We start from the raw sequence: 24,509 nt of genomic DNA, 5'->3' as shown, positions 1-24,509 counted from the left end.
GAAAGGCGCAAAGCGGACCGATCCGGAGCGCTTGATGACGCTAATAAAAACAACTCCACCCAAACTGCACCGCGAAGCCAGGCTGGCCCGGGAAAAACTCCATCTCGAGGGCGAAGTCCCCGATGGCGTGTTGCGCGCGGAAATCGATGCGTCGTGGCGGCGCAGCCTCAGCCATGGCGTGCATTTCAACGGCAAGCATGAGCTGGCACTGGAATCGAGCGCGACGCTCGACGTGCTGCTGTCGAGCAATCGGCTGCTGATCGACGCGGCCATGCCGGCCATTGATTACCTGGCCGAACGCCAGGGCAAGGAAGGCCTGATCATCCTCGCCAACTCCGACGCGACCATTCTCGCCGTCGAAGGTCGCGCCGACCGCCTCAAGGGCAGCGGCCTGCAAGACATCACCCTTGGTGCCTGCTGGAGCGAAGCCGCTCGCGGCACCAATGCGCTGGGCACCGCGCTGGTCGAAGCCCGGCCAACGATGATCGATTGCGGCGAACATTACCTTGATCGCCTGACCGATTTCTCCTGCACCTCGGTACCGATCCATTGCCCGCAGGGCGACATCCTCGGCGTACTTGATTTGACCCGCGAAGGCCCGCTCGGCCGCGTCCACGACAGCACTGCATTACTGGCCATGGCCGTCAGCCAGATTGAAAGCCGGGTGTTCAACGCCAGTTATCCGGACCAGATCGTCCTGGCTTTCCACAGCCGTCGGCAGTACCTCGAGTCGCCGTGGCAAGGCTTGCTGGCGGTGAGCCTCGGCGGGCAGATCCTCGCGGTCAGCGCCCAGGCCTGCCAGTTGCTGCATGCCGAGCGCTCGGCGTTGGTCGGCCGACGTTGCGAAGAATTCCTCGGCGTCGATGGCCTGCAATTGTTATCGCGCCTGCATCAGGGTGGCATCGGCAGCCTGCAAACCGCCAAAGGTGAATTTTTCTACAAAACCCTGCGTGCGCCACAGCGCTCGATCAACGTCAGTACACCTGCGCGCAGCACCATCAAAACCGCCAAACCTCAACCGGACCTGGATGCCCTGGCCGGTAGCAATGTTCGTTATGCCCGAGCCTTGCGCATGGCCCGACAAGGCCTGGCCAATGAATTGCCGGTGTTGCTGCTGGGCGAAACCGGCACCGGTAAAGAAGTCATCGCCCGCGCCCTGCACATGGCCGGCACGCGCTGCGACAAACCCTTCGTCGCGGTGAACTGCGCGGCGATTCCCGAAGGCCTGATCGAGTCGGAACTGTTCGGCTACCGTGAAGGCGCCTTCACCGGCTCCCGGCGCGGCGGCATGATCGGCCGCCTGCAACAGGCCCATGGCGGCACCTTGTTTCTCGATGAAATCGGCGACATGCCGCTGGCCTTGCAGGCACGTCTGTTGCGGGTGCTGCAGGACCGCAAAGTCGCGCCGCTGGGGGCTGGCGAAGAACAGGACATCGACGTCGCGCTAATCTGCGCCACCCACCGCGACCTCAAGCGTCTGGTGGAAGAAAAGCACTTTCGCGAGGACCTGTTCTACCGGGTCAACGGCATCAGCGTGATGCTCCCGGCCCTGCGCGAACGCGACGATTTCAGCGCCTTGGTCGCTCGCCTTCTGACCAAGCTCGACGCACCGACCGCCGTCCTGCACGACGATTTGAGTCGCTTGCTCGGCAACTATCACTGGCCAGGCAACATCCGCCAGTTGGAGATGGTCCTGCGTACTGCGCTGGCCATGCGCGAACCGGGCGATACCGTGCTCACCCTCGACCACTTGCCCGACAGCATGCTCGACGAACTGACCGCTAGCGAACGCCCTCAGGCCGGGAGCATTCGTGAAAATGAACTGGAGCTGATTCGCCAATCCCTGGACAGTCATCAGGGCAACGTCTCGGCGGCTGCCGACGCCTTGGGCATCAGCCGCGCGACCTTGTATCGCAAGCTCAAACAGTTGCGCTCGTGATGCAGCGCTTGATCGTGCGGCTGATCCACAGCCAGAACCCCGAAGCCCTGCACGTGGCGTTGCGTTGGCTCTACAGCTTTGTGCGGCCCCATCGGCTGGCGATTGCCGGGCTGCTCGGTTTGTCGGCCTGTGCTTCAGCGCTGGTGCTGGTGCAACCGTGGCTGACCAAACTGCTGATCGACGACGGCCTGCTGGCGCGCAACTTTCCGATGCTGGTGCTGATCGCAGGGCTGATGATAGTCGCCGGATTGCTCGGCACGCTGCTGTCGGGCGTCAATCGCTACCTGCACACGCGGTTGTCCGGGCGGATTCTGTTCAGCCTGCGCGACGACCTTTATCGGCATTTGCAAACCTTGTCGCCGAGCTTCTACGGCCAGCGGCGCATCGGTGACCTGATGTCACGCCTGGATGGCGACGTCGCCGAGATCCAGCGCTTTGCCGTGGACTCGCTGTTCTCGGCGGTGTCGAGCGTGATCGGCCTGGTGGTCGCGGTGGCGATGTTGTTGACCCTGTCGTGGAAGTTGTCGTTGCTGGCGCTGGTGCTGATTCCCCTCGACGTGCTCTGGCTGCGCTGGATGCGGCGCAAGGTCGAGCGCGATGTACGGCAATTGCGCGAGCGTTCGGCGGACATGTCCTCGTTCATGGTCGAGACGCTGCCGGTGATGAAATTCATCCAGTCCGCCGGCCAGCAACAGCGTGAAGCACGGCGGCTGGAGACCTTGGGCCACGGCTACATGAGCCAGTTACTGCGCTTGCAAGTCACCGAGTTTTTCACCCAGGCCGTGCCGGGCACGCTGACGTCCCTGTCCCGTGCCTGTGCGTTTTTGATTGGCGGTTATTGGGTGGTGCAGGGCACCTGGCAACTCGGCGCACTGATCGCGTTTTCCACGTATTTGGGCATGGCCGTCGGACCGGTTCAAAGTTTGCTTGGGCTGTATGTGGCGATTCAGCGGATGACCGTCAGCCTCGGGCGCGTGATGGAATTGCGCGGCGAGGAACCGACCGTGCTCACGCCGGTTTCGCCGCAGCCGATGCCGACCTCCGGCGAGCTGCGTTTCGACGACGTGCATTTCAGCCATCCGGGGCGCCCGACCACCTTGCGCGGCATCGAAGCGCGGATTCCCTACGGCTTGAAAGTCGCCCTGAGCGGCGGTTCCGGGGTGGGTAAATCGACCCTGATTGATCTGCTGCAACGGCACCACGATCCACAGTCTGGCCGGGTGTTGCTGGGTGACGTCGACTTGCGCGAACTGGACCTGTTCCAGCTGCGTCGGCGGATCGCCGTGGTCAGTCAGGACATCGTGCTGTTTCGCGGCAGCCTCGCCGACAACCTGGCCTACGCCGTACCGGACGCCAGCCGCGAGGCGATTGCCGAAGTGGCGCGGTTGGCGCAACTCGACAGCCTGATCGCCTCCTTGCCCGAAGGCCTCGACAGCCCCTTGGGCGAACGCGGTCAGCAGCTATCCGGTGGGCAGAAACAGCGCATCGCCATCGCCCGGGCGCTGTTGCAGGACCCATTGATTCTGGTGCTGGACGAAGCCACTTCGGCGGTCGATGAAGCCACTGAGCGTGAAGTGATCGAGGCCATCGACCGCCTGTTTGCCGGGCGCACGCGGATTTTGATCAGCCACCGACCTTCCACCCTGGCCGATGCCGATCTGCGCTTTGAATTGCTCGACGGTGTGCTCATTTCAAAAACGGTGCTGCATGAAGCCTGAGTTACGGATTGGCGTGGTGGACAGCGGTCACTCGGCGGCGCAACGGGTGCAGGTGATAGCCGGGCGACGTTTCTCGTTGCTGGCGGATGGGCTGGCCGAAAGTGACCTGCGCGACGATCCGCTGGGCCACGGCAGCGCGGTGATCGAGGCCATCGGCCGGCGCGCACCTTCGGCGGTGTTTTGCGTCGCCCAGGTGTTCGACCAACGTGGCGTTACCAGTGCGTTGCAGATCGCTACGGCGATTGACTGGCTGGTGGCGCAGGACGTGCGGCTGATCAATTTGAGCCTCGGCTTGCGTCAGGACCGCAGCCTGCTGCGTGAAGCCTGTGCGGCTGCTGTGGCGCGGGGCGTTTTGCTCTGTGCATCCAGCCCGGCCCAGGGCGAGGGCGTGTTTCCGGCCAATTATCCGCAGGTGCTGCGGGTGACCGGCGATGCCCGTTGCGCCGAACAGGAATGGTCGTGGCTCAACAGCGCCCAGGCGGATTTCGCGGCGTGCGTGCATGGGACGTATCCGGGGCAGTCCGGCGCCAGTCTCGGTTGTGCGGCGTTGAGCGGGCACATTGCCGGTTTTCTCGCTGAACACCCCGAAGCGAGCAACGAACAGGTGATTGAGTGGCTGCGGGAGAACGCTCGATATCGGGGGCCTGAACGGCGTTTCGCACCATGATTCTGATTCTTGGCGCAGGGCCGGCGGGCGCAGCGGTGGCCTTGGGTTTGCGGCGGCTCGGTTACCCCGTGACACTGGTCAGTGAGTGGCGCCGGTTTGCCGCGCTGGAGGGCGTTTCCGTGCGGGTGCTGGAGGCGTTGCGCGGTGCCGGCCTGCATCAAGCGCTGGCGGGTGCGGCGTTGCCTTCCCAGCGGCAGGTGTCGTGGAACGGCCAGCAGCATGCACAAAACATCGAATTCCTATTGGATCGCCCGAGCTTCGATCGAGGCTTGCGCGAGGACCTGCGTGTTGCCGGCGTCGAGCTGATCGAAGGTCGGGTGCTGACTGTTCAAACGTCCGCTTCGGGCCACCGAGTCGAGATCGAAGGACGCGAAACACTGTCCGCGGATTTTCTGGTGGAAGCCCGTGGCCGTCAGGCGCCGACCCTCGGCAAAGGCTTGCGCGGGCCAGAGACCGTCAGCCTGCTCAATCGCTGGCAAGGCACACCGGGCAGCACCGCCAGCGCGGTGGAAAGCCTTGAGGACGGATGGGCGTGGATGGCGCGGCGGGCCGACGGTCAGTGTTACTGGCAATGGACGGTGGACGTGGCCAGCGCTGAGTTGCCGGGCAAGGCGATGTTGCTTGATTACTGTCGCCAGCGACGCCAGGGCTCGGCGTTAACTCGGGCGTTTTTCGCGGACGGGCCGGAAACGGATCTGCATTTGCATGCGCGCAGCAGCACCGCCATTTTGTGCCCGCAGGTGTGTGGCGATCACTGGATTCGGGTCGGCGATGCGGCGATGGCAGTGGACCCGTTGTCGGGCAATGGCATCTTTCAATCGTTGTCCTCGGCGTTACAGGCGCCGACGGTGATCAACACGCTGCTGCGCAAACCCGAACGCGCGGCGCTGGCGCAGCGCTTTCATCAGCAGCGGGTGGACCAGTTGTTTTTGCGCTTCGCGCGGATCGGGCGGGATTTTTATGCGGATGAACAGCGGTGGCTGGATCGGCCGTTCTGGCAGGCGCGACGATGCTGGCCGGATGCGCAGGTGGCGCATGCCGAGGCGGATTTTGCGTCGCTGAGGATAGAGCGGGCGCCGGTGCTGAAGGATGGGTTTGTCGATGAGGTTGAGGTGGTGATTACGGCGGATCAGCCGCTGGGGATTTGGCATGTTCAGGGAGTTGAGCTGGCGCCGTTGGTGCGCAGATTGCGTAGCGAGCCTGCGGAGCAGGCGTTGGCCGGGTTGACGGTGGAGCAGGGGCGGGTGGTTCGGAGTTGGTTGTTGGCTCAAGGGTTTAAGCCCTGATATTTGTGTTGGCTGGCCTGGCCTCTTCGCGGGCAAGCCTCGCTCCTACAGGTTATCGCAACCCCCTGTAGGAGCGAGGCTTGCCCGCGAAGGCGGCCTAAAGAACGCCAATAATCAAAGCTTGATCAACACCGACTTCAACTCGGTGTAATGCTCGATCGCCGCGTACCCCATCTCGCGCCCAACCCCCGACATCTTGTACCCGCCAAACGGCAGGGCCGGGTCCAGGGCGCTGTGGCAGTTGACCCACACCGAACCCGACTTGATGCGTGGAATCATCCGGTGCACCGCCGCCAGGTCATTGGACCAGACGCTGGCCCCCAACCCATAAGGACTGTCGTTGGCCATGCGCAACGCATCGGCTTCGTCATCGAACGGAATCGCCACCAGCACCGGGCCGAAGATTTCTTCCTGCACCAGTGAATGCTTCTGGTCGACATCCACAATCACCGTCGGTTTGACGAAGAACCCCGGCCCGAACTGCTCGCCGCCGCAGGCGATGGTCGCACCACTTTCCCGGCCCTTTTCGATGTACCCGTAAACCCGCTCCTGCTGGCGTGCCGAGATCAGCGGCCCCATCTCGACACTCGGGTCCAGCCCGTTGCCGAGCTTCATCGCGTTGGCGATGTCGGCGATGTCCGCCACCACATTGTCGAAATGCTTGCGCTGCACATACAGCCGCGAACCCGCACAGCAGACTTGCCCCTGATTGAAGAAAATCGCGCTGGCGGCACCGGCTGCGGCGGACTTCAAGTCGGCATCGGCCATGACGATGGTCGGTGATTTGCCGCCCAGTTCCAGGGTGACGCGGGTCATGGAATCCATGGCGATCTTGCCGATCTGCTTGCCCACGGCGGTGGAGCCGGTGAAGGTCAGCTTGTCCACCAGCGGGTTGTGGGTCAGGGCCGAGCCTGCGGTGATGCCGGTGCCGGTGACCACGTTGAACACGCCTTCCGGGTAACCGGCTTCCAGCACCAGTTCGGCGAGTTTCAGCGCGGTCAGCGGGGTTTGGTCGGCGGGTTTGAGCACCACGGTGCAGCCGGTGGCCAGGGCCGGGCCGAGTTTCCAGCAGGCCAGCAACAGCGGGAAGTTCCAGGCGACGATGGCGCCCACCACGCCCACCGCTTCGCGACGAATAAAGCTGTGAAACTGATCGTTGGGCATCAGCGGCATCGACACTTCAACGCTGGAGCCTTCGATCTTGGTGGCCCAGCCGGCCATGTAGCGCAGGAAGTCGATGGACAGTTGCACGTCCATCACCTGGGCAACCGCGGCACTTTTGCCGTTGTTCAGGCATTCCAGTTGCGCCAGCAGTTCGGCATCTCGCTCCATCAGGTCGGCGAGTTTCCACAGCAGGTTCTGCCGCTCCCGGGGACGGGTGCGGGTCCAGGCGGAATCATCGAAGGCCTGGCGGGCGGCGAGTACCGCGCGGTCGACATCGTCGGGCGTGGCCCGTGGCACCACGCACAACACTTCACCGGTGGCCGGATTGTGCAGCGGCATGGTCTGGCCGTCGGCAGCCTCGACCCATTCGGCGCCGATCAGCATGCGCGGCGCGCGCTGGATAAACGCCGAGGTGGCGGGAAGCAAATAAGGCAGGGGCATGGCGAAACCTCTTGTTGTTCGTGAGAACAGGGGGTTTCGCAATGGCTGTGCCAAGTGCTCGAAAGGGCCCGACAGCCCTTTGCCGGTGGGTTTTTTGGGCGCCGAATGACATCGCTGCCGGGCACGGATTGTCGCAAATCGCGACAGCACTGAGACGACGAGCAACCGGGTTGCGACCTTGAGCCCCCCACTATTGAGGACTAGAATTTTCTGGCTCGGTGGGTGAATGACGGAGCATTTACCCCGTCACACCTCTGGCCCGAGGGAGGTAGCGATGTTCCTTTCAACCCTGGAAATACAAAGCATCATTGAGCACAAAATGTTGCCCGCCGTGTGCACGTGCAGCGTCGAAGCAGACCAATCCCTGACGATTCGGGTCTGCGACTGCATGACTGGCAAAGTGGACCTGGTGGCGACCCATGTCCCCCTGTGGACGCTGGACAGCCCCCACGCCATTGCCTCGCTGGTGGCCGATATGCGGCAGGAAATCGAAGCTCATAAAGGCGTTCAGCCGACCTTTTACATCTGAACCGGCGTCAGCCGCACCACGGAGGTGGTGCGGCTCGCGCCAATTATTCAAGACGCAATTTTTCGCGAAATTTCTTCGAACGTGGCGCCATCTACGGCGGCTAACAGCTTTCGGTCATCGTCCAGTGTCGCGAGAAAGGTCACTTCAGTTTCCTTGCCCGCCAACATGAATCCGGCGATCGCCCCGATCGGACCCAGCAGCATGGCCCCGGCCACGCCGAAGCCGATGGCGTCCTTGATGTTGTTGATCGACTCCTGGTTGGCGACTTCCAGGCGCTTGAACGATGAGAGTGGAAGGGTGATGCCCGGCCACGGGTGAAGCGGCGTTCTGAGGGTGAAAACGCCGTCTCTGTACTCTCCGTCACCCTGCAGAAAGTCCCCCGCCAGGACAGTGATGCTTGCCATTTTTTCTATCCTCTACTGGCAATCGGTGAACAACCATTTCGCACGTGCAAGGAACAGCCGTCAATCGTCGGGCGATGAGCTGTTTCGGCCGGGGCATCTATGCTTGTCTCAGACTGCAACAGCTGTCGCGATATTAGACGCAGGCGATCGGGTCCAGACCGGCATTTACGCAGTCATCTTCACGCAACTCCTTGATTCAAAAGCTTATCGGCAAGCTGGCACGCTCCGTGTATTGCTCATGGCAGACGTTTCTCTTGCCTCCGTCAGCGGTGCGCCGCCGACGGCAGAAACCATAAAAACGATAAGCCACAAAAATAAGAAAGCACCGTGCGAGGTTCGACGTTGATGAAGAGAAAACTCCGATCAGGCCTGAGCGCCAGTCTGCTGGCCGTGGCCGCTTGTGTGGCGCTGCATTCGCCTGACAGCCTGGCAGCCCGCGACGCCCAGACCATCCTCAAGGAAACCTGTCAGGGCTGTCACACCCCTGAAGCCGATAACGCCCTGAGCCGTATCAGTCACCAGCGCAAAACCCCGGAAGGCTGGCTGATGAGCATCGCCCGCATGCAAACCATGCACGGTTTGCAGATCAGCGATGACGACCGCCGTACCCTGGTCAAATACCTGGCCGACACCCAAGGCCTGGCGCCAAGCGAAACGGATGGCGTGCGTTACGCGTTGGAGCGCCGGCTCAATACCGTCGAGAAATTCGACGACCAGACCAGCCAGATGTGCGGCCGCTGCCACTCCGGTGCGCGAGTCGCCCTGCAACGCCGTCCGGCCCAGGAGTGGGAACGCCTGGTGAACTTCCACCTCGGCCAATGGCCGTCGCTGGAATACCAGGCCCTGGCGCGCGACCGCGACTGGTTCGACCTCGCCCGAAAAGACATGGTGCCCCTGCTGGCCAAGCGTTATCCGCTGGACAACCCGGCCTGGAAAAAATGGCTGAGCAGCGCGCCGAAAGCCGACGCGCTGGTCGGCGACTGGAGCTTCAGCGGCCACTTGCCCGGCAAAGGCGAAGTGGCCGGTGTGATGAGCGTTACGGCCGACGGCAGCGACACCTTCAAGGTCAGCGTCAAAGGCCAATACGCCGACGGCAGTCCGTTCAACGGCGACGGCAGTGCGATTCTCTACACCGGCTACGAATGGCGCGGCAACGTGACCATCGACGGCGTGACGATGCGCCAGGTCTTCGCCGCTCAAGGCAACGCGATGCAAGGCCGGATGTTCGAGGCCGAGCATGACGAACGCGGTCTGGACTTCGTCGCCGCCAAACAGGGCAGCAGCCGTTTGCTGGCGGTGCAGCCGGGGTACTTGAAGGCGGGTGCCGAAACTGAAGTGACCCTGATCGGTAGTGGTCTCACCGGCAAACCGAACTTCGGCAAAGGCGTGGAAGTGGTCGCCGTCGTCGAACAAAGCCCTGAGCGGATCAAGGTCAGGCTCAAGGCCGCAGCGAATGCCCAACCGGGCCTGCGCACTGTCACCGTCGGGACGCTGAAAGGCCCGACCTTGTCGGTCTACAGCAAAATCGCCGAAGTCAAAGTCGTACCGGAATTCTCCGTGGCGCGAATCGGCGAGGGTGGTGGTTCGACGCCGAAAGTCCAGGGCCGTTTCGACGCCGAAGCCTGGGGCAAGGGCGCGGATGGCAAGCCGTATCGCATCGGCGTGTTCCCGGCGCAATGGTCGGTCGAAGCCTTCGACGACCGCGCCAAGGAAGACGAGGACGTCAAGTTCGCCGGCACCATGCAGGCTGACAGCGGGGTGTTCACACCGGGCGATGCCGGGCCGAACCCACAACGCAAAATGTCCACCAACAATGCCGGCAACCTCAAGGTGATCGCCGCCGTCGACGACGCAGGGAAATCCCTGACCGGCGAGGGCCATATGATCGTCACGGTGCAACGCTGGAACAATCCACCCATTCCATGAGTTGACTGATCTCTCACGGTTTCAGACATCTTTTTGGAATGACCGCAGGCCCCGTAAAACGGGGTTTGCACAGGAGGTTGCAATGGGCGCTATTTTGAATCTGGTTGAACGGAACCTGCACGAAGTGCACGTCGATGCCGACCGCATGCTGTTTCACATTCCCAGCAGTTCGCTGTTCGCCAGCGATGAACTGACGGGCACCATCATTGATACTTTGCGCGGTCCCGGTTGTTCCTCGGACGACCTGATCCAGCGTTTGTCCGCGCGTTTCAACGGTGAAGAAATCACCGAGACCCTGCGCGAGTTGATGTCCCTGGAACTGGTCAGCGACGGCTCGCCGTTGACCCCGGACATCGGCACCAAGCGCGTCGAGCGCACGGCGATCAATACCGTGGTGCTGAACGTCAACACTGGCTGCAACCTGAGCTGCACCTACTGCTACAAGGAAGACCTCGACAAACCGTCGGCCGGCAAGAAAATGGACGTCGAGACGGCGGTCGCCTCGGTAGAGATGCTGCTGCGCGAATCGCCGGATGAAGAGCGTTTCACCGTGGTGTTTTTTGGCGGAGAGCCGCTGAGCAATCGCAAGCTCATCGAGTACATGGTCGACTATTGCGAGAAGCGTTTCCGCGAGGCCGGCAAGTTCGTCGAATTCGTCATGACCACCAACGCCACGCTGCTCACCGAAGAGACCGTGGACTACCTGAATGCCCACCGTTTCGGGCTCTCGGTGAGTATCGACGGGCCGAAAACCGTGCACGACCGCAACCGCATCACCGTGGGCGGACAGGGCACGTATGACGTGGTGCGGCGCAAGGCCGAGATGCTGCTGTCGCGCTACAACAGCCGTCCGGTGGGCGCGCGGGTGACCCTGACCACCGGCGTCACCGACGTCGAAACCATCTGGGACCACTTGTTCAACGAACTGGGTTTTGCCGAAGTCGGCTTTGCCCCGGTGACCTCTGGCGACATCAGCACCTTCAACCTGTCCAGCGACGAACTGATCGAAGTCTTCGCCAGCATGAAGAGACTCGGTCGGCGTTACCTGGAAGCGGCGCTGGAGCACCGCAACATCGGGTTCTCCAACCTGCACCAGCTGATCACCGACATCCACGAAGGCCACAAAAAAGCCCTGCCCTGCGGCGCGGGCCTGAAGATGCTGGCGGTCGACCACAAAGGTGAGTTGAACCTGTGCCACCGCTTTACCGGTTCTTCGCTGCCGACTTTCGGAAATGTGCACAGCGGTGTGAAACAGGTCGAGTTGAACGACTTCCTGTCCCAGCGCCTGGACCGCACCAATACTGGCTGCGAGGACTGCCAGATCCGCAACCTGTGCTCCGGCGGCTGCTACCACGAGAGCTACGCCCGTTACGGCGACCCGACCCACCCGACCTATCACTACTGCGAACTGATGCGTGACTGGGTCGACTTCGGCATCGAGGTCTACACCCGGATCATGGCCCACAACCCTGCGTTTATCAGCAGCTACATCACTCCGCGCAAGGCTCACTGATATGAAACATCTCAAGGCAATCAATAATAAAGCGTTGAAACTCGATGAGGCCGCGGCCGAAAACCGTATCGAAGAAGTGGTGGCGATGAGCTCCGTCGCGGGCTGTGCCTCGACCACCGACCCGGGTTGGGAGATCGATGCGTTTGGCGGGGTGTCGTCGCTGTGCCAGCCGATGGAAGCTGACCTGTATGGCTGCTCCGACCCTTGCTGGTGGCCGGCCCAGGTGCCCGACATGATGAGCACCTACCCGGACTGGAATAAGGATGCCCAGGCGTCCAACGACAACTGGCGCAACCTCGGGACTGTCTTTCCAAAAGACAAGTGATCGGATTTCAGAAGGATTTCAGCATGCTGACTGTTAAAGCCTGCGGCTTGGCCGCGTTTGCCGTCCTGAGCGTCTGTTCACTCAACGTTCAGGCCGATGAAAACACTGCGTTGCAAGACGGTCACGAGTACATGGTGACCACCAATTACCCGAACAACCTGCACGTGCTCGACCTGGCCACTGACACCTTGTTGAAGACCTGCAAGATGCCGGACGCCTTTGGTCCCGGCACCGTGCAGTTATCGCCGGATCGTAAAACCGCCTATGTGTTGAACAACCACTACGCGGATGTCTACGGCGTCGAGCTGGACAGCTGCAAACAGGTATTCCACGCCAGCATCACCCAGAAACCGGGGGAGAAAGCGAAGTCGATGTTCGCTTTCACCCTCAGTCATGACGGCAAGGAACTGTTTGCCATCGCCAACCCGACGTTGATGCTCAACGACCGTTACGAAGTGCAGCAGCCTCGACTGGATGTCTACGCCACCGACGCCGGCATGAACGCCAAACCCGTGCGCAGTTTCCCGGCGCCACGGCAGCTGACCATCATGCAGAGTGGCGACGACGGCACGCTGTATGTGGCGGGGGCGGATGTCTACAAGGTTGATGTGAAAACCGGAAAGTTCGACGTACTGATCCCCAGCCGCCACTGGAAACGCCCGAACTACAGCGCGCCGGACGTGCTCTACGTGTGGAACCAGCAAACCTATCGCCATGACTTCTCGCTGCTCTACACCACCGCGAAATTCAAGGACAAGAAGCAGGACCCGTTGACCGCCGAGTACCTCTACGGGCTGTTCAGCATCGACCTGAAAACCGGCAAGACCGAAACCACCGACTTCGGCCCGTTGACGGAAATCTACTTCAGCGGCATGCGCTCACCCAAAGATCCGAACCTGATGTTCGGCGTGCTCAACCGCCTGGCCAAATACGATATCAAGCAGAAAAAAATGCTCCAGGCAGCGACGCTGGATCATTCCTACTACTGCATTTCCTTCAACAAGGACGGCAGCAAGATCTACCTGGCCGGGACGTTTAATGACGTGGCGATCTTTGATCCGGAGAGCATGAAGCAGATCGGCAGCATCAAATTGCCGGGTGGGGATATGGCGATTACCACTGCGCAGATATTTGTTCGGTAATCTCGGCGCCTGACAGGACGCCTTCGCGGGCAAGCCTCGCTCCTACAGGGAGCTCGGCGATTTGCCTGGGGGGATATGGCGATCACGACTGCGCAGATATTTGTTCGGTAGTCTCGGCGCCTGACAGAACGCCTTCGCGGGCAAGCCTCGCTCCTACAGGTTTCGGTCGTACCCTGTAGGAGCGAGGCTTGCCCGCGAAGAGGCCCTCAAGCACACCAAAGCATCAAGCCCCGGGCACCGGGCAACTCAAATCCCCTTCCTGGCACTTCAAGTAATTCTTGAACGTCTCAACCCGCGCCTTGGTCAATTCAGTGATGCAATTGCTGTAGATCAGCGGATACACACTCCCGCCCTCCACCCCGGCGCTTGAGAACTTGCACTCGGCATCCCGAAACGCCACCCACGCTCGCTGTGCGCCGATCAGCAGCTTCTTGCTGTCGGGGTTGCTCTTCAACCGCGTGGTGATCTGCTGGTACAGCGCATTCAACTCCTTGTCGGCGGCCTGGTTCTGCTGCGCCGCGCACTGATTCATCGTGGTCTGATCGGTGGCGTTGTCGCAGTCCACGGCCTGGGCGAGGGTGGTGAACAGCAGAGGCGTCAGCGCCAGGAGAAAGCGTGGGTGCATTGGGATTCTCGCAGTGACATTGAAAAGTGACTTGCAGTGTAGCGGTCAGGTTTGCAGCCGTGAGCAGCTTCAGTCTGCTTTCTCTTGTCCTCAAACCAGAGGTTTATGGTCAGAAATGCAGCCTAATATTTCGCACAGGGTTGATTGCGAAGCCCGATTGATTCAACTTTAGGGTGGGTCTTGTGGTCTTACAGGCCTACTGTTCATTACAGGAGGTGACATATGAACCCAGCATCAGATCGCATCGAAAGGAAGATCCTGTTAAAAGCGCCGCGTTCGCATGTCTGGCGCGTGCTGGCCAATGCCGAAGCCTTCGGGCAGTGGTTTGGCGTGGCACTGGAGGGCAAGCGTTTTGTCGCCGGTGAGTGGACCCAGGGGCAGATAACGTACCCCGGTTATGAGCATTTGCTGTGGAATGTACTGGTTGAGCGGGTCGAGCCGGAGCGGGTGTTTTCGTTTCGCTGGCATCCGTATGCGGTGGAGCCGGACATGGACTACTCCCAGGAGCCCACCACGCTGGTGCTGTTCGAGCTTGAAGACATGGACAACGGCACTTTACTCAAGGTCACCGAGTCCGGTTTCGATCACATTCCGCAGACGCGCCGTCTCAAGGCATTCCGCATGGACAGCCGGGGCTGGGATGAGCAGATGAACAATATCGAAGAGTTTCTGAAAACCAGCGCCAAGGCCCGCGAGCGTCAGGAGGAGTGATCGCTGCGTGGTTGAGCCTTGGTTAAAGCGCTGGAAGCTGGTGCCAGCCGATCATCACGCCCGGCAGTCGCTTGCTGCCGGTGCGCAGCGGTAACGTGCCGACAATGCTGAAGATCGCCGTTGATGCCGAAGAAACGTTCGGCAATCGCGCTGGCCGCCGAAAGTCAGCTGCAGGTCGCGAAACTCGCGGCTTCCACGCTCGATGACTGACATGCCTAAGGGTTTTCGGAAGGGCGGGTATAGCGAATGTCTTACACGCGTTGGTAACTATGTCGCCTGTTACAGATTGGATCCGATGCGTAATCTAGCCTCATCAACTGAAGCACAGGAAGTGTTTCAGGATCACGGACGATCGGCCATCAGCAAGGAACGCTATCGACAGGGAGTCGACTTGGTCTTGGGAAAAACCCGCTTCGGCGGGTTTTTTTTTGCCTATCGAAAAGCCCCAGGCAGAGGCTTTGTGGCTGAAATGGTCAAAGGCTTACGCTGGGGCGATGGTATGTCCTCTGTTTACCCTTAACCGACGTGGTTAATCTGGATCCATCAACTGAGTCGCAGGATGCACTCAGGATCACGGATGATCGACCATAGGCCAGGATGGCTGCTGACAGGATGTCGCAATGGTCTTGAGAAACCCGCTTAGGCGGGTTTTTTTTCGTCTGGCATAAAAGCCCGGTCAAAAAAATGCCCGGCACATTGGCCGGGCTTTTTTTATGCAAAGGGTTTTCATGCGAGGCGCTGGCCGGGTGTGCGGTCGGAACCGTCGGCGGCCACTTGCATGCCGGGTGTACGGTCCGAACCATCCGCCGCAACTGACTGTTGCTGTTCGGTAACCTGGGTGAAGAAACGATCTTCCTGATGACTCGGTACAGCGAATGCGCTGGCGCTGAGGGCAAAAGTGGCAAGGGCGATCAATTGGCTGAGCGTTTTCATGGCGGTGACTCCGGTCGTAATCAAGGGTTGAGTGCCGGGTCGCGCAGACAGTCGTGATCTGGTGAACCCGTTGCAGGTGTCTTTCTGCATGGGTTCAGATTAGGGCCGGGGCGGGTGCTGGCGTTAGACGATTACTGCCCTTGATTTGCCCGATCCTGTTTGCGTGCACAAAACCGCTAGAGCGCCTGTGCCCGCAGTCGGGCGATGTCCTTGCTCGGCGAGGCGCCAAACAGACGGCTGTATTCACGGCTGAACTGCGAAGGGCTTTCGTAGCCCATCTTGTAGCCGATTGACGAAACGTCGCTGCTCTCCAACAACAACAGTCGCCGCGCTTCCTGTAATCGCAACTGTTTCTGGTACTGCAACGGGCTCATGGCCGTCACCGATTTGAAGCGGTGATGCAACGCCGAGGTGCTGAGGTTGATCATCTGCGCCAGGTTTTCGATGCTCAGGGGTTCGGCGTAATGGCTGTTCAGCCATTCGATGGCGCGGCTGATGCGGTGGGTCTGGGTGTCGGGGATGGCGATTTCATGCAAGCGCTGGCCCTGCTCGCCGCGCAGTAACCGATAGAAAATTTCCTGCTGTGCCAAGGGCGCAAGGTGCGCGATGTCGTCCGGGGTTTCCAGCAACCGCAGCAAGCGCAACACGGCGTCGAGCAGCGGCGCGTCGATCCGGTCCAGAAACAGCCCGCGTCCGCTGTTTCGTGGCGCAGGAACACCGATCGGACTGACATCGGCGATCAAGCGGCAGATCTGTGCCGGGTCGATGTCCAGGCGCAGGCACAAATAGGGGCGTTCCGGGCTGGCCTCGATCACCCTGCCGGCCAGGGGCAGGGTGACCGACACCACCAGGTAATTCAGCGGGTCATACACGTAGCTTTCGGCGGCCAGACGCACCTCCTTGCGCCCGTCGACGATCACGCACAGGCCTGGCTTGTGCACCGTGTGCAAGTCTTCGGTGGGGTGATCGCTGCGGATCAGGTGCAAGTCCTTGATCGCCGTGGCGTGGACGCCGTACTGCGGCGCAAACCGTTTCATCAGGCTCGCCAGTTCGGTACGACGCAGATCGAGGGCATTCGCGGAAACAGATGCTGACATGCTGATCACTCTCCCAGGCCAATAAGGGGGTCGGGCTAGTAAAACCGATTGTGCGTGAGGCGACCAGCGCCGCTATTCGCCTCTACAGGATCGTGCAAGAACCCAGGAGGAATCGGCTAACGGGGCGCTTCAAACCGTCCCTAATCTGGACCTGTCGCAACATCCTTACCCCCAGATCAAGGAAAACAATCATGTCCAGCATTCAAGGCAAAGTCGTTGTCATTACCGGCGCCAGCAGCGGAATCGGCGAAGCCACCGCACGTCTTCTGGCCAGTCAGGGCGCCCGCGTCGTGCTCGGTGCCCGGCGCGTCGATCGCCTGGAAACACTGGTCGCAGAGCTTGATGCGGCCGGCCAGAGCGCGGCGTTCAGAGCGGTCGATGTCACCCGTCGCGATGACGTTCAGGCGTTCATCGATTTTGCCGTCGAGCGTTTTGGTCGGGTCGATGTGATCGTCAACAACGCCGGGGTCATGCCCTTGTCGAAACTCGAAGCGCTGAAGGTCGATGAGTGGGACCGGATGATCGACGTCAATATTCGCGGCGTCCTTCACGGCATCGCCGCCGGTTTGCCGCTGATGCAGGCCCAGCGTTCCGGTCAGTTCATCAACATCGCGTCCATCGGTGCCTACGCCGTCAGCCCGACGGCCGCGGTGTATTGCGCCACCAAATTCGCCGTGCGGGCGATTTCTGAAGGGTTGCGCCAGGAAGTCGGTGGTGATGTGCGGGTGACGGTGATTTCTCCGGGGGTGACCGAATCCGATCTGGCCGAGAGCATTTCCGATGCCGGTGGCCGGGCCGAAATGCGCGAATTCCGCAAGATTTCGATTCCTGCTGTCGCGATTGCCCGGGCCATTGCCTACGCCATCGATCAACCGGCGGATGTCGACGTCAGCGAACTGATCGTGCGGCCGACGGCCAGTCCGTTCTAATCGGTTTTTCCAGTCTGACTAAGCGGCTGCGGGGGTGATCCCCGCAGCCATGCCGTTTATTGGCGGTAGAGTTTCGCTGCAACACGCTCGGTGATTGCCGAGCGCAATTTCAACGAGCCGGCCGCACGTTTGCGCGCTTCCTCCAACACGCTGACCGGCGCTGTCTCGGGGCTGCCCGAAGCAAACGGCGGCGCCGGCGCGTATTCCAGCTGCAACTGCACCAGTTCAGCCGTGTCCTTGTCGAACAACTCTGCGGCCAGGGTCAGGGCAAAATCGATCCCTGCGGTAATTCCGCCTCCCGTCAGCAGATTGCCGTCGCGCACCACCCGATCCTTCACCGGTGTCGCCCCCAACGGCGCCAACAGTTCGTGATAGGCCCAATGCGTGGTGGCGCGTTTGCCCTTCAGCAGGCCCGCCGCGCCGAGCACCAGTGCACCGGTGCAGACTGAGGTGACATAGCGCGCATTGGCTGCCTGAGCCTTGATGAAGGCCAGTGTCTCGTCATCTTCCATCAACGGGCCTACGCCACTGCCGCCGGGCACGCAGATCACATCCAGCGCCGGGCAATCGGCGAAAGTCATGGTGGGTTTCAGCACCAGTCCCGTGCTTGCGGTGACCGGTACCAGGTCCTTCCAGATCAAATGCACGTTCACGTCCGGCAGCGAGGCCAGTACGTCGTAAGGGCCGGTCAGGTCCAGTTGCTGAACCTGAGGAAACAACAGAAAACCGATCTGCAACGTCATGGCTTTTTTCTCATGAAGTGGGTGGACGGCTTCACTGTAGGCCCGTAGGATTTGGCGCATACGCCAATATCCCCACGAATTACGCCAATGATGCCGAAAACGATTCACGTGCTCGCGTTTGCCAATGTGCAACTGCTCGATGTGACCGGACCGTTGCAAGTGTTCGCCTCGGCCAACGATATCTCACGCCAGCAAGGGCTGGCGCTGCCTTATGCACCGACGGTGATTGCCAGCGGTGGCGGGGCGGTGATGTCGTCGGCGGGGCTGGCGCTGCTGGCCGAACCGTTGCCCGAGGCGGGCAGCGACACCTTGATCATCGCCGGTGGCTGGGGTGTCTATACGGCGGCGGACGATCAGTCGCTGGTGGCGTGGGTGCGTGAACATGCGACGGGCTGCCGGCGAGTGGCGTCGGTGTGCACCGGGGCGTTTTTGCTGGCAGCCAGTGGCTGGCTCGATGGGCGGCGGGTGGTCACGCACTGGACCCGTTGCGATCAGTTGGCGCAGAAGCATCCAAAACTGCAGGTCGAACCCAACCCGATTTTCATCAACGACGGCCCGGTGTGGACCTCGGCCGGGGTCACCGCCGGTATTGACCTGGCGCTGGCCATGGTCGAAGAAGACCTCGGCCGCAGCATGGCCCTGGAGGTGGCCCGGCAACTGGTGGTTTTCCTCAAGCGGCCTGGCGGCCAGTCGCAGTTCAGCGTGACCCTGTCGTTGCAGAAAGAAGGTGATCGTTTCGACGATCTGCATGCCTGGATCAGCGAACACCTCACCATGGATTTGGGCATCCCGACCCTGGCCTTGCAGGCTGGCATGAGCGAACGCAGCTTCGTCCGCCACTACCGCGCCGACACCGGCCAGACCCCGGCGCGGGCCATCGAGCTGATTCGGGTCGAGACGGCGCGCCGGTTGCTCAGCGATACCGGCGTGCCGATCAAACGGGTGGCCATGCAATGCGGATTCGGCAGCGAAGAAACCCTGCGACGCAGTTTTCTGCGGGCCATGGGCGTGACGCCGCAAGCCTATCGCGAGCGGTTTTCCGTCAACCCTCCAGCAGATCCAGCAACGCTTTGACCGTCGCCACCGGGGCTTCCTCGGGAATGTTATGCCCGACGCCCGCCAGCACCCGGCGCTCATAAGGGCCGGTGAAATGCTCGATGTCGTCGTCGATTTCGGCAGCGGGTCCAACGCCATCGTCGGCACCGCACAGGGAAATCGTTGGCACGCTGATCGGCGGTTGTTGGGTGAGCGCTGCTTCCATCCACTCCAGCGCCGGATCGCCGGGCGCATACATGAACCGGTGGCGATAGGACTGGATCACCACGTCGACGAAATCCGGGTTGTCGAAAGCCGGAGCGCTAAGCGGATACAACTCAGGCCCCTTGGCCCAGGTGGGCGACCACAACGTCCACAGCAATTCGCACAAGGCTCGGCGATTGTTCGTCAGGCCTTCGACCCCGCGTGGCGTGTGGAAATAGAACTGATACCAGAGGCGATGCTCGGTTTCCGGGTCTCGCGGCTGGGTTGATGTGGGAATGTTCTGCAGGTTATAGCCGTCGCCAGTCACCAGGCAACGAACGCGCTCCGGCCACAGCGCCGCGACGATGCACGCCGCCCGGCCACCCCAGTCATAACCACAGAGGGCGGCTTGCGGGATGGAGAGAGCGTCCATCAGGTCGAGCAAATCCTGGGCGAGGGCGGCTTGCTGGCCGGAACGCAGGGTGTCGGGGCTGTTGAACCGGGTCGGGCCGTAACCGCGCAGGTACGGGACGATGACGCGGTAGCCCCTGGCGGCGAGGACTGGCGCGATTTCATCGTAGGCGCGGGGAGAGTAGGGGAAACCGTGGAGCAGGATGATCGGGTCGCCGGTGGCGGGGCCGTGTTCTTCGTAGGCGAGATTCAGGTTCGGGGTCAGGACATATTGGATCAACGCTTGATTGTTCATTCGACACTTTCTCCCAGGATTCCACTTCTGCCCTCCGATTGAAGTACTTCGATCGATCCGGCGTAAAGGTCACCACCATTTTGGTACGCAAATATGTCAGGGCGTGACCTTTATCCAAATCAACATCCAGATACTCCCCACGCACTGTACTTTTTAGGTAGAGATTCAGCTTATTGGTCTTGTGGGTGGCTGATGGCCTCTTCGCGAGCAAGCCCGCTCCCACATTTGATCTCTGGTGGACACAAATCTTGTGTAAGACAGAGATCAAATGTGGGAGCGGGCTTGCTCGCGAAAGGGGCAACGCGGTTTCACGGCTGCCAGAAATTCTTCTCCCCGCTCAATTTCCGATCGAGAAAACTCGCCGCGCTGATCAGTGCCAGATGCGTCAGCGCCTGCGGCGTATTCCCCAGATGCCGAGCATGGCTGTCGAGCTCTTCGGCGTACAGCCCCAGCGGGTTGGCGTACCTCAGCAGTTGTTCAAACTCCAGATGAGCCTTTTCCACCTGACCCGCCCGGGCCAGGCATTCGACGTACCAGAACGAACAGGCGGCAAAGGCGCCTTCGGTGCCGGGCAGGCCGTCGATCCGGGTGTCATCGTTGCGATAGCGGTACACCATGCCGTCGCGCACCAGGGTTTTTTCGATGGCCTCCAGAGTGGCCAGCCAGCGCGGATCCTTGGCACTGACGAAGCGCACCAGCGGCATCAACAACATCGAGCCGTCGAGGGCGGTGCCGCCTTTGTACTGGACGAAATGCCCGCGCTCTTCGTTCCAGAAGTTTTCCCAGATATCGACGTAAATCGCCTGCCGCGTCTGGTCCCAGCGGGCGAAAGGCGCGGGCAATGAACGTTTCGACGCCAGGCGAATGGCCCGGTCCACGGCGACCCAGCACATCAGGCGCGAGTGCAGGAAATCATGCTGCTCCCCGCGCATCTCCCAGATGCCGACGTCCTTTTGCTCCCAGGTTTCGCAGACCTGGTCGACCACTTCCACCGCATGTTTCCAGCCTTCATGGGAGATGGCTTCACCGTACTTGTTGACCAGATACACCGCGTCCATCAGCTCGCCAAAGATGTCGAGCTGGATCTGATCGTACGCCTGATTACCGATGCGCACCGGTGTCGCGCCGCCATGGCCGGACAGGTGCGGCAGTTCGGTTTCCGGCAATTCCTGGCGGCCGTCGATGGCGTAGAGGATGTTCAGTTTCATCGATTTGCCGTGGCAGTCGCTGACCCGTCCGCGCAGCCAGCGCATGTAGGCGTTGGCTTCCTCGACGAAGCCCAGGCGCATGAAGGCGTAGACGGTGAACGAGGCGTCGCGGATCCAGGTGTAGCGGTAATCCCAGTTGCGTTCACCGCCCGGGGTTTCCGGCAGGCCGAAGGTCGCGGCGGCGAGGATCGCACCGTGTTTGCGCGAAGTCAGCAGCTTCAGGGCCAGGGCCGAACGATTGACCATTTCCCGCCAGCGTCCGCGATAGTTGGACTGGCCGATCCAGTCGCGCCAGAACTTCAGCGTGCGCTCCATGCACAGCGTAGCGGCGCCTTCCTTGAAGCGTGGGTCGTCGATGCCGCCGAGCAGGAACTCGGCGCTCTGGTCTTGGCCGAGGGTGAACTCGGCAACCGCCGCGTTGCCGTCGATGCTCAAGGGCTGATCCGAAGACAGGCGCAGGGATGGCTGATCGGGGGCCGCGAAGGTCACGTCCTTGTCATCCAGGCGTGCACGGGTCTTGGCGCGCGCATAGTCATGGCGCACGGCGCAGCGCATGCGAAATGTCGCCTGGCCGCTGACCACGCGCACCCGGCGGATCAGCATCGGCAAATCATCCTCGGTGTCGCCGATGGGCAGCAGGTCAGTGATCTCGACCACCGCGCGATCACTGAGCCAGCGGGTTTGCAGGACATTGGTGTCGGGCAGGTAAATCTGTTCACGGCGGGCGTCGGGCAAGTCCGGCGACAGTTGGAAAATGCCGGCCTCGGGCGTGTCCAGCAGCGAGCAGAAAATCGACGGGCTATCGAATTCGGGCCAGCAGAAAAAGTCCACGCTGCCCTTGTCGTTGACCAGTGCCGCGCTGCGCATGTCACCGATGATGCCGTGGGCGTCGATGGCGCTTTGCCGTTCGGGGTGATGATCAGCCATTATCGCGAAAGTCCGGAAACTGAGAGTCTAATCAGCTGACTGGTTTGGGCGGTTGAGAGTTCATTTATCGGAATAAGGTCGGTGGCTGTTCCGGCCTCTTCGCGAGCAAGCCCGCTCCCACATTGAACTGTGTACACACATCAAATGTGGGAGCGGGCTTGCTCGCGAAGGGGCCTTCACATTCAACCAACAATTACCGGCTTTCCCCTCGATCAGCATTTATGGCAACGTGCAGGCCCCTGATTAGACCCACACCCCATGGCAAACCCCTACCGCGAATTATTCAACGCCCCAGGCAGTGGCGCTTTTGTGCTGGCCGGGATGATCGCGCGCATGCCCATCTCCATGACCGGCATAGGCCTGATCACCATGCTCTCGCAGTTACAGGGGGGCTACGGATTGGCCGGTGCAGTGGCGGCGACGTTTGCCCTGGCCACGGCATTCTGCGCACCGCAGGTTTCCCGGCTGGTCGATCGTTTTGGCCAGCGGCGGATTTTGCCGGCCTCGGCGCTGCTGGGCGGCGGGGCGTTGCTGATGGTGTTGCTCTGCACGCGCTTGCAAGCGCCGACTTGGACATTGTTTGTCTTCGCCGCACTGGCCGGTTGCATGCCGAGCATGTCGGCGATGGTGCGGGCGCGCTGGACCGAGGTGTATCGCGGCCAACCTCAACTGCAAACCGCCTATGCGCTGGAATCGGTGCTCGACGAGGTGTGCTTCATCGTCGGGCCACCGCTGTCGGTGGGCTTGTGCGTGGTCGCATTCCCCGAGGCCGGGCCGTTGGCGGCGTTGCTGATGCTGGCAATCGGCGTCACCTGGTTTGTGCTGCAGCGCGGCACCGAGCCACCGGTGCATCCCCATGAAGAACACCATCAACGCTCGATCATTCGTTCGGTCGAGATTCAGTTGCTGATGCTGTTGATGGTCGCCATGGGCACCATCGTCGGCGTGGTGGATGTGGTCAGCGTGGCGTTCGCCCAGCAGCAGGGGCAACCGGCGGCGGCGAGCATTGTGCTGTCGGTGTACGCCATCGGCTCGTGCCTGGCCGGGCTGGCGTTCGGCGCATTACGCTCGAAAGTGCCGCTGCCGCGATTGTTTTTGTACGGCGGCGTGGCGACGGCGGTGACCACCTTGCCGTTGCTGCTGGCGGCGAACATTCTCGGGCTGTCGCTGGCGGTATTCGTTGCCGGGCTGTTTTTTGCGCCGACGTTGATCGTGGCAATGGCGCTGGTGGAGCAAATCGTCCCGCCGGCCAAACTCACCGAAGGCCTGACCTGGCTGGTCACCGGGTTGAGCATCGGCGTGGCGATCGGCGCTGCGAGCTCCGGGTGGCTGATAGACGCGTTCGGCGCGCGCAGCGGGTTTTGGGTGGCGATTGCCGCCGGGGCCGTGGTCCTCGGTTCCGCCCTGCAAAGCTATCGCCATTTGAAATAGAGAATGAATGTGGGAGCGGGCTTGCTCGCGAAGGCGGTTCATCATTCAGCATTGATGTTGACTGACACTCCGCCTTCGCGAGCAAGCCCGCTCCCACATTTTGATCGTCGACTAATTCAAGACCTTACTCGTCCGTTCTCTATTACAGACAACTTTCGAGGTAATCCCGGTGACCCAGCTGACATTGCTCTGCCTGCCCTATTCGGGCGCGAGTGCCATGGTCTACAGCCGCTGGCGGCGCAAACTGCCGGAGTGGCTCAAGCTGCAGCCGGTGGAATTGCCGGGCCGTGGCGCGCGGTTTGGCGAACCATTGCACACCGACATGCGGCGTCTGGCGCTACAACTGGCCCATGAACAAAAAGCCACGCTCAAGGCACCGTACGCGTTGTTCGGCCATAGCCTGGGCGCGTTGCTCGCCTGTGAAATGGCTCATGCGTTTCGCGCCTTGGGTTGCCCGGAACCGGTGGCGCTGTTTGCCTCGGGCACGGCCGCGCCGACGCTGCGTGCCGACTACGACCGGGGTTTCGCCGAGCCGAAAACCGACGCCGAACTGATCGAGCAATTGCGCACCCTTAACGGCACCAGTGAAGAAGTGCTGGCCAACGAAGAGCTGATGAGCCTGACGCTGCCGGTGCTGCGCGCGGATTTTCTGCTGTGCGGGCGTTTCGAACCGCAGCAGCGGCCCTTGCTCAAGTGCCCGGTGCATGTGCTCGGCGGCAAGGCTGACCGCGCGACCACCGAGCAGTTGATCGGCTGGAGCAAGGAAACCCACGGCAGTTTCTCCGTGGACATGCTCGCGGGCGGGCACTTCTTTATCCATGAACATGAAGCCAAGGTGCTGCGGGTGATCAAGGATCAGCTTGAGGTTCATCATCGGCGCCACGCCATGGCCGCCAGCGCCTGACG

General features: G+C 61.4%; 24 protein-coding genes. 16 read left to right on the top strand and 8 right to left on the bottom strand.

Annotated features, from left to right (window positions below; all coding sequences use genetic code 11):
• Positions 1-34: 34 nt before the first annotated feature.
• The 4 genes from ACIPL2_RS19940 to ACIPL2_RS19925 are packed head-to-tail and all read left to right on the top strand — an operon-like array spanning position 35 to position 5,610.
• Positions 35-1,939 (top strand): sigma-54-dependent Fis family transcriptional regulator, encoded by a 1,905-nt coding sequence (locus ACIPL2_RS19940; RefSeq protein ID WP_401358784.1) that lies wholly within the window; start codon positions 35-37, stop codon positions 1,937-1,939.
• A complete protein-coding gene (locus ACIPL2_RS19935) occupies positions 1,939-3,657 on the top strand; it encodes an ABC transporter ATP-binding protein (RefSeq protein WP_401358782.1) in 1,719 nt (572 codons plus the stop codon). Before ACIPL2_RS19940 ends, ACIPL2_RS19935 begins: the two co-directional genes overlap by 1 nt.
• Positions 3,647-4,324, top strand: a complete 678-nt coding sequence (locus tag ACIPL2_RS19930; protein ID WP_401358780.1) for a S8 family serine peptidase — start codon at positions 3,647-3,649, stop codon at positions 4,322-4,324. Before ACIPL2_RS19935 ends, ACIPL2_RS19930 begins: the two co-directional genes overlap by 11 nt.
• Complete coding sequence (locus ACIPL2_RS19925) at positions 4,321-5,610, top strand: FAD-dependent monooxygenase (protein ID WP_401358779.1); 1,290 nt, start codon at positions 4,321-4,323, stop codon at positions 5,608-5,610. The genes ACIPL2_RS19930 and ACIPL2_RS19925 overlap by 4 nt, the downstream gene beginning before the upstream one ends.
• Before the next feature lie 114 nt (positions 5,611-5,724).
• Here ACIPL2_RS19925 and ACIPL2_RS19920 read toward each other — a convergent pair whose 3' ends face one another.
• Complete coding sequence (locus ACIPL2_RS19920; RefSeq protein ID WP_401358777.1) at positions 5,725-7,215, bottom strand: aldehyde dehydrogenase family protein; 1,491 nt, start codon at positions 7,213-7,215, stop codon at positions 5,725-5,727.
• Between the two features lie 274 nt (positions 7,216-7,489).
• On the opposite strand from ACIPL2_RS19920, the gene ACIPL2_RS19915 reads away from it, so the two are divergent.
• The gene (locus ACIPL2_RS19915) at positions 7,490-7,744 is read left to right on the top strand and encodes a DUF1652 domain-containing protein (protein ID WP_401358776.1); all 255 of its coding nucleotides are present in this window, start codon (positions 7,490-7,492) and stop codon (positions 7,742-7,744) included.
• A gap of 47 nt (positions 7,745-7,791) precedes the next feature.
• On the opposite strand, the gene ACIPL2_RS19910 is transcribed toward ACIPL2_RS19915, so the two are convergent.
• The gene (locus tag ACIPL2_RS19910; RefSeq protein ID WP_401358775.1) at positions 7,792-8,148 is read right to left on the bottom strand and encodes a hypothetical protein; all 357 of its coding nucleotides are present in this window, start codon (positions 8,146-8,148) and stop codon (positions 7,792-7,794) included.
• Between ACIPL2_RS19910 and ACIPL2_RS19905 the strand changes: the two genes are divergently transcribed.
• The 5 genes from ACIPL2_RS19905 to peaD all read left to right on the top strand — a co-directional run bounded on the left by ACIPL2_RS19905 (position 8,138) and on the right by peaD (position 13,054).
• Positions 8,138-8,494 carry a hypothetical protein gene (locus ACIPL2_RS19905; protein ID WP_401358774.1) on the top strand — a complete coding sequence of 119 codons (357 nt, stop codon included), beginning with the start codon at positions 8,138-8,140 and terminating at the stop codon, positions 8,492-8,494. The two genes, ACIPL2_RS19910 and ACIPL2_RS19905, sit on opposite strands and share 11 nt — an antisense overlap.
• Positions 8,494-10,074, top strand: coding sequence for a quinohemoprotein amine dehydrogenase subunit alpha (gene peaA, locus ACIPL2_RS19900; RefSeq protein WP_401358772.1), 1,581 nt, complete (start codon positions 8,494-8,496; stop codon positions 10,072-10,074). Before ACIPL2_RS19905 ends, peaA begins: the two co-directional genes overlap by 1 nt.
• 82 nt (positions 10,075-10,156) lie before the next feature.
• Positions 10,157-11,587, top strand: a complete 1,431-nt coding sequence (gene peaB / locus ACIPL2_RS19895; protein ID WP_059407018.1) for a quinohemoprotein amine dehydrogenase maturation protein — start codon at positions 10,157-10,159, stop codon at positions 11,585-11,587.
• A 1-nt stretch (position 11,588) separates the two neighbouring features.
• Entirely contained in the window at positions 11,589-11,912 is a 324-nt protein-coding gene (gene qhpC / locus ACIPL2_RS19890) for a quinohemoprotein amine dehydrogenase subunit gamma (RefSeq protein ID WP_008027961.1), read from the top strand.
• Between the two features lie 23 nt (positions 11,913-11,935).
• On the top strand, positions 11,936-13,054 hold the full coding sequence (gene peaD, locus ACIPL2_RS19885) for a quinohemoprotein amine dehydrogenase subunit beta (RefSeq protein ID WP_401358770.1): 1,119 nt from the start codon (positions 11,936-11,938) through the stop codon (positions 13,052-13,054).
• Positions 13,055-13,277: 223 nt separating this feature from the next.
• Here the strand turns inward: peaD and ACIPL2_RS19880 are convergent, their stop codons facing one another.
• Positions 13,278-13,679: a lysozyme inhibitor LprI family protein gene (locus tag ACIPL2_RS19880; RefSeq protein WP_401358768.1), complete on the bottom strand. Its 402-nt coding sequence runs from the start codon at positions 13,677-13,679 to the stop codon at positions 13,278-13,280.
• Between the two features lie 222 nt (positions 13,680-13,901).
• On the opposite strand from ACIPL2_RS19880, the gene ACIPL2_RS19875 reads away from it, so the two are divergent.
• Together ACIPL2_RS19875 and ACIPL2_RS19870 are read left to right on the top strand one after the other, a co-directional pair.
• Entirely contained in the window at positions 13,902-14,390 is a 489-nt protein-coding gene (locus ACIPL2_RS19875) for an SRPBCC family protein (RefSeq protein WP_401358767.1), read from the top strand.
• Positions 14,391-14,685: 295 nt separating this feature from the next.
• A complete protein-coding gene (locus ACIPL2_RS19870; RefSeq protein WP_401358766.1) occupies positions 14,686-14,910 on the top strand; it encodes a hypothetical protein in 225 nt (74 codons plus the stop codon).
• Between the two features lie 206 nt (positions 14,911-15,116).
• On the opposite strand, the gene ACIPL2_RS19865 is transcribed toward ACIPL2_RS19870, so the two are convergent.
• The gene (locus tag ACIPL2_RS19865) at positions 15,117-15,323 is read right to left on the bottom strand and encodes a hypothetical protein (protein WP_401358764.1); all 207 of its coding nucleotides are present in this window, start codon (positions 15,321-15,323) and stop codon (positions 15,117-15,119) included.
• 176 nt (positions 15,324-15,499) lie between these two features.
• Positions 15,500-16,420 (bottom strand): AraC family transcriptional regulator N-terminal domain-containing protein, encoded by a 921-nt coding sequence (locus ACIPL2_RS19860; RefSeq protein ID WP_401358762.1) that lies wholly within the window; start codon positions 16,418-16,420, stop codon positions 15,500-15,502.
• Between the two features lie 191 nt (positions 16,421-16,611).
• Between ACIPL2_RS19860 and ACIPL2_RS19855 the strand changes: the two genes are divergently transcribed.
• Positions 16,612-17,349, top strand: coding sequence for an SDR family oxidoreductase (locus ACIPL2_RS19855; RefSeq protein ID WP_401358760.1), 738 nt, complete (start codon positions 16,612-16,614; stop codon positions 17,347-17,349).
• A 56-nt stretch (positions 17,350-17,405) separates the two neighbouring features.
• Here ACIPL2_RS19855 and inhA read toward each other — a convergent pair whose 3' ends face one another.
• Positions 17,406-18,092, bottom strand: a complete 687-nt coding sequence (inhA, locus tag ACIPL2_RS19850) for an isonitrile hydratase (RefSeq protein WP_401358818.1) — start codon at positions 18,090-18,092, stop codon at positions 17,406-17,408.
• A gap of 90 nt (positions 18,093-18,182) precedes the next feature.
• Here inhA and ACIPL2_RS19845 point away from each other — a divergent pair, with 90 nt between their 5' ends.
• Positions 18,183-19,166, top strand: coding sequence for a GlxA family transcriptional regulator (locus tag ACIPL2_RS19845; protein ID WP_401358816.1), 984 nt, complete (start codon positions 18,183-18,185; stop codon positions 19,164-19,166).
• Here the strand turns inward: ACIPL2_RS19845 and ACIPL2_RS19840 are convergent.
• Together ACIPL2_RS19840 and ACIPL2_RS19835 are read right to left on the bottom strand one after the other, a co-directional pair.
• Positions 19,135-20,037 (bottom strand): alpha/beta fold hydrolase, encoded by a 903-nt coding sequence (locus tag ACIPL2_RS19840; RefSeq protein ID WP_401358758.1) that lies wholly within the window; start codon positions 20,035-20,037, stop codon positions 19,135-19,137. The two genes, ACIPL2_RS19845 and ACIPL2_RS19840, sit on opposite strands and share 32 nt — an antisense overlap.
• A 308-nt stretch (positions 20,038-20,345) precedes the next feature.
• The gene (locus ACIPL2_RS19835; RefSeq protein WP_401358757.1) at positions 20,346-22,172 is read right to left on the bottom strand and encodes a glycoside hydrolase family 15 protein; all 1,827 of its coding nucleotides are present in this window, start codon (positions 22,170-22,172) and stop codon (positions 20,346-20,348) included.
• Positions 22,173-22,430: 258 nt separating this feature from the next.
• On the opposite strand from ACIPL2_RS19835, the gene ACIPL2_RS19830 reads away from it, so the two are divergent.
• Together ACIPL2_RS19830 and ACIPL2_RS19825 are read left to right on the top strand one after the other, a co-directional pair.
• On the top strand, positions 22,431-23,603 hold the full coding sequence (locus tag ACIPL2_RS19830) for an MFS transporter (RefSeq protein ID WP_401358756.1): 1,173 nt from the start codon (positions 22,431-22,433) through the stop codon (positions 23,601-23,603).
• A 169-nt stretch (positions 23,604-23,772) separates the two neighbouring features.
• Positions 23,773-24,507, top strand: a complete 735-nt coding sequence (locus tag ACIPL2_RS19825) for a thioesterase II family protein (RefSeq protein WP_401358755.1) — start codon at positions 23,773-23,775, stop codon at positions 24,505-24,507.
• The last annotated feature ends 2 nt before the right edge of the window (positions 24,508-24,509 follow it).

Origin of the sequence: Pseudomonas sp. NPDC086251, assembly GCF_044746405.1 — a bacterium.
Taxonomy (GTDB): Bacteria; Pseudomonadota; Gammaproteobacteria; order Pseudomonadales; family Pseudomonadaceae; genus Aquipseudomonas.
The sequence above is the reverse complement of the archived record's forward strand: the minus strand, read 5'-3'. Positions and strand labels throughout refer to the sequence as shown.